This is a genomic window from Candidatus Streptomyces philanthi (assembly GCF_059553635.1).
Genome location: NZ_JCANQV010000376.1, coordinates 1 through 4,680 on the forward strand (window position 1 = coordinate 1; position 4,680 = coordinate 4,680).

Sequence of the window (4,680 nt, forward strand, 5' to 3'; positions counted from 1 at the left end):
GAACGGTGGGTGGTGCTGCTGGTGCTGGTGGTGCCGGGGCTGTGAGCGCCGGTGCCGCGGGGGCCGGGCGTCCGGCGCGGCCGGAGCGTCCCGCCCGGCGTATGCGGTCGGCGAGCGCCGGTTCGGCGAGCCAACGCGTGGCAGCGGAGAAGGAAGTGGCCGGGGAGACGGCGGGGGAGACCCCGTCGGCCGACCGGGGGGCCGGTACGTCGGGGGCTTCGGGTACGCCGGGCATCTCGGATGCGTCGGGCACCTCGGATACGCCGAAGACTTCCGGGGCACAGCAGACCTCAGGTGCACCGCAGCCCTCCGAGGGCTCGTCGTCCTCCAAGGCCGGACAGGCACCCCGGACCCCGCGGTCCCCACGGCCCGCGCGATCCTCGGACGCCCCCTGGCACCACGCCCGTCCCGCCTTCGCGCCCACGGACGAGAAGACGGAGGAAGGGGCGAAGGAGGAAACGGCGAAGCCCGCCCCGGAAACGGGAGCGGGCCCCGGGCCGGCCACCGCACCCACGGCCGCACCCGCACCGGAACCGGATTCCGTGCCGTCCGGCGAACGCGAGCCGAAGCCTGGGCCGTCCGCCGAGCCGAAATCGAAGCCGTCCGACGAGCCAGGAGGCGACACCCATGAGTGACGCTCTCGCCATCGGGCTGCGGCTCGTCGCCATCTTCGCCGCGTTTCTCGTTCTTCCGCTGGTGATCGGGCAGACCGAGCACAAGGTGATGGCCCATATGCAGGGCCGGCTCGGGCCGATGTACGCGGGTGGCTTCCACGGGTGGGCGCAGCTGGTCGCCGACGGGGTGAAGTTCGCGCAGAAGGAGGACATCGTCCCGGCCGGCGCCGACCGGCGGGTCTTCCAGCTCGCGCCCGCGGTGGCACTGCTGCCGTATCTGCTGGTCCTCGTCGCGATCCCGGTCGGGCCGGGCAACGCGGTCGGGCAGGCGCTCGACGCGGGTGTCTTCTTCGTGCTCGCGGTGATGGGCGTCGGCGTCCTCGGTTCGATCATGGCGGGCTGGGCGTCGGCCAACAAGTTCTCGCTGCTCGGCGGCCTGCGGACGGCGGCACAGCTGCTCGCGTACGAACTGCCGATGCTGCTCGCGGCGGCCTCCGTCGCGATGGCGGCCGGGACGCTCTCGCTGCCGGGCATCCTCGACGCCTTCCACTGGTGGTGGGTGCCGTGGCAGCTCGTCGGCGGGGTGGTGTTCTTCGTCGCGGGGCTCGCCGAACTGCAACGGCCGCCGTTCGACATGCCGGTCGCCGACTCGGAGATCATCTTCGGTTCGTACACCGAGTACACCGGTCTGCGGTTCGCGCTGTTCCTGCTCGCCGAGTACGCGGGCATCGTGGTGCTCTGCGCGCTGACCACCGTCCTCTTCCTCGGCGGCTGGCACGGGCCGTTCGGCGCGGACGGCCTCGGCTGGCTGTGGACGCTGCTGAAGACCGCGGTACTCGCCTTCGTCGTCATCTGGCTGCGGGTGACCTACCCGCGGCTGCGCGAGGACCAGTTGCAGAAGCTCGCCTGGACGGTGCTGATCCCGCTCGCCCTCGCTCAGATCGCCCTCACCGGCGTCATCAAGGTGGTGACCGCGTAAGTGCCTGCGGAGAAGAAGACCGGCCGCCCGGGATCGGGGCTGGCCAAGGGCCTCGCCGTCACCCTGCGGACGATGACGAAACGGTCGGTCACCGCGCAGTACCCGGACGTCCAGCCCGACCTCCCGCCGCGCACCCGCGGCGTCATCGGGCTGTTCGAGGAGAACTGCACGGTCTGCATGCTGTGCGCCCGCGAGTGCCCCGACTGGTGCATCTACATCGACTCCCACAAGGAGACGGTGCCGGCGGCCACCCCCGGCGGGCGCGAGCGCAGCCGCAACGTTCTCGACCGTTTCGCCATCGACTTCGCGCTGTGCATGTACTGCGGCATCTGTGTCGAGGTCTGCCCGTTCGACGCCCTCTTCTGGTCGCCGGAGTTCGAGTACGCCGAGACGGACATCCGCGAACTGACGCATGAGCGCGACAGGCTCCGCGAGTGGATGTGGACGGTGCCCGAGCCCCCGCCCCTCGACCCCGCGGCCGAGGAACCGAAGGAGATCGCGGCCGCCCGCAAGACCGCGGACAAGCTCGCCGCCCAGGAAGCGGCCGCCCGCCAGGACCAGGAACCACCGCAGACCCCCGGGGAGGCATCGTGACGCTCGCCGCCGCAGGCCACGGCTTCCTCTCGCCCTCCGGGGTCGAGATCGTCTTCCTTCTCGTCGGCCTTGTCACCCTCGGCGCGGCCGTCGTCACCGTCACCACCCGGCAACTGGTGCACGCCGCGCTGTGGCTGGTCGTCGCGCTCGGCGGGGTCGCCGTCGAGTACCTGCTGCTGACGGCGGAGTTCATCGCCTGGGTACAGGTACTGATCTACGTCGGTTCCGTCGTCGTCCTCCTGCTGTTCGGGCTGATGCTCACCAAGGCACCCATCGGGCCGTCGCCGGACGCCGACTCCGGCAACCGCTGGGCCGCGCTGCTGGTCGCCGGCGCGGCGGCCGTCACCCTCGTGTGGGTGGTCGCCGACGCGTTCCGGACCACCTGGATCCGTCTCGACACCGTCCAGGGCAGTACGGAGGTGACCGGACGCAGCCTGTTCCAGTACTGGGTGCTGCCGTTCGAGGCGCTGTCCGTGCTGCTGCTCGCCGCGCTGGTGGGCGCGATCGTCCTGTCGCGGAAGAAGCGTGACGCGGCGTCCGCCGACGGCGTCCCGGCCGCCGCCCAGCGGGAGGAACAGCGCTGATGCATCTCGTCTACCCCGCCGTCCTCGCCGTCCTCCTCTTCTGCACCGGGCTGTACGGCGTGCTCGCCCGCCGCAACGCGATCCTGGTGCTGATGTCCGTCGAGCTGATGCTCAACGCCGTCAACCTCAACCTCGTCGCCTTCGACGTCTGGCTGCGCGACACCCTGCACGCCGGCCAGGCCCTCACCCTCTTCACCATCGCCATCGCCGCCGCCGAGATCGGCATCGGCCTGGCGATCGTGCTGCTCGTCCACCGCAATCGCGGTGTCGCCGACATCGACCGGCTGCGCGACCTCGCCGAACACCCCGACGGGGCGGACGGCACATCCCCCCAGTCGGACACCCGGGCGGAGGCCGCCGCGTGACGCTCCCGACCACCGCCGTCCTCGTCCCGCTGCTGCCCTTCCTCGGGGCCGTCGCGGGCCTGCTCCTCGGCCGCCGGGCACCCGGTTTCACCCAGCCGCTGGCCGTACTGCCGACGCTCGCCGCGACCGTGCTCGCCGTCCTCGTGGCCGTCCGGCAGGGCGGCGGAGCGCCCGTCGACGCGGCCACCCGGCTCACCCCGACCGGCTCGGTCCCCATCGACCTCGCCCTGCACATCGACGGCTTCGCCGCGCTGATCGCCGTGCTCGTCGCGGTCGTCGCGAGCTGTGTGCAGATCTACTCGACCGGCTATCTGCGCGAGGACCCGCGCTACCCCTCCTACGCCGCGCTGGTCTCCCTGTTCACCTCCGCGATGCTGCTCGTCGTCTACACCGGCGACCTGATGGTGCTGCTGGTCGGCTGGGAAGTGATGGGCATCTGCTCGTACTTCCTCGTCGGCCACTACTGGGAGACCGAGGCCGCCCGCGCCGCCTCCCTCAAGGCGTTCCTCGTCACCAAGCTCGGTGATGTCCCCTTCCTCTTCGGCATCTTCGCGCTCGCCGCCGACACCGGGACCTTCCGCATCACCGGCATCCTCGGCTCCGTCACCCGCGACGGCCTCGACCACCCCACGCTGATCGCCCTCCTCCTGCTGGCGGGCGTCGCGGGGAAGTCGGCGCAGTTCCCGCTGCACACCTGGCTCCCCGACGCGATGGCCGGCCCGACACCGGTCTCGGCGCTGATCCACGCCGCCACGATGGTGGCGGCCGGTGTCTATGTCGTCGCCCGTCTCCTGCCCGTCTTCGCCGCCTCCGCGGCCGCGCTCGTCGTGCTCGCCGTGATGGCCGCCGTCACCATGGTCGGTTCCGCCCTCGCGGCGCTCGCCCAGGACGACATCAAACGCGTCCTGGCCTATTCGACCGTCGGCCAGCTCGGCTACATGACCGGCGCGCTGGCCGTAGGCGACCGCGGCGCCGCCGTCTTCCACCTGCTGTCGCACGGCGCGTTCAAGGCCCTCCTCTTCCTCGGCGCCGGCGTGATCATCCATGCCGCGGGCACCAACTCGCTGGCCGCCATGGCCCGGATGAGCGGCCTGGCCCGGCGGATCCCGGACGCCGCCTGGACGTTCACCGTCGCCCTGCTCGCGCTCGCCGCGATCCCGCCGTTCTCCGGCTTCTTCTCCAAGGAGGCCGTGCTGGGCGCCGCCGAGCACGCCACCACGGGTACGGCGCACGGCGTCCCCGGCACCGCCGGGTGGATCGTCCTCGTCGCGGGACTGCTCACCGCCTTCCTCACCGCGGCCTACGCCACCCGCCTGTGGCTGATGGTCTTCCGCGGCTCCGGCACCGAGGCGCCCCCGGACCACGGGCGGCAGCCGGTCACCATGACCGCCGTGCTGTGGGTGCTGTTCGTCCCCACCGTCGGCCTCGGCGTCGCCGCCCCGTATCTCCCGGACTGGTTCGACGGGCGTTCCCTCGCCCCCCAGGCCACCACCACCGTCCTGGGCACCGGGCTCGCCCTCGCCGGCGCCCTGGCCGTCCACGCC

5 protein-coding genes are annotated in these 4,680 nt (G+C 72.1%); all 5 read left to right on the plus strand.

Annotation, left to right across the window (positions count from 1 at the left end):
* Positions 1-627 precede the first annotated feature (627 nt).
* A complete protein-coding gene (locus tag AC51EU_RS27175) occupies positions 628-1,593 on the plus strand; it encodes a complex I subunit 1/NuoH family protein (protein ID WP_496269732.1) in 966 nt (321 codons plus the stop codon).
* A gap of 72 nt (positions 1,594-1,665) precedes the next feature.
* Positions 1,666-2,187, plus strand: a complete 522-nt coding sequence (locus tag AC51EU_RS27180; protein ID WP_496269736.1) for a 4Fe-4S binding protein — start codon at positions 1,666-1,668, stop codon at positions 2,185-2,187.
* Positions 2,184-2,771: an NADH-quinone oxidoreductase subunit J family protein gene (locus tag AC51EU_RS27185; RefSeq protein WP_496269733.1), complete on the plus strand. Its 588-nt coding sequence runs from the start codon at positions 2,184-2,186 to the stop codon at positions 2,769-2,771. Before AC51EU_RS27180 ends, AC51EU_RS27185 begins: the two co-directional genes overlap by 4 nt.
* Positions 2,771-3,136 carry an NADH-quinone oxidoreductase subunit NuoK gene (nuoK, locus tag AC51EU_RS27190; RefSeq protein WP_496269734.1) on the plus strand — a complete coding sequence of 122 codons (366 nt, stop codon included), beginning with the start codon at positions 2,771-2,773 and terminating at the stop codon, positions 3,134-3,136. The genes AC51EU_RS27185 and nuoK overlap by 1 nt, the downstream gene beginning before the upstream one ends.
* Positions 3,133-4,680 (plus strand): NADH-quinone oxidoreductase subunit 5 family protein (locus tag AC51EU_RS27195; protein WP_496269735.1); only part of this gene is annotated, 1,548 nt, incomplete at its 3' end. The genes nuoK and AC51EU_RS27195, both read left to right, overlap by 4 nt.

What these genes read in the sequence shown, in the direction of transcription:
- AC51EU_RS27180 (WP_496269736.1), top strand. Translation starts at nt 1,666, where the DNA reads ATGACGAAACGGTCGGTCACCGCGCAGTACCCGGACGTCCAGCCCGAC.
- nuoK (WP_496269734.1), top strand. Translation starts at nt 2,771, where the DNA reads ATGCATCTCGTCTACCCCGCCGTCCTCGCCGTCCTCCTCTTCTGCACC.
- AC51EU_RS27175 (WP_496269732.1), top strand. Translation starts at nt 628, where the DNA reads ATGAGTGACGCTCTCGCCATCGGGCTGCGGCTCGTCGCCATCTTCGCC.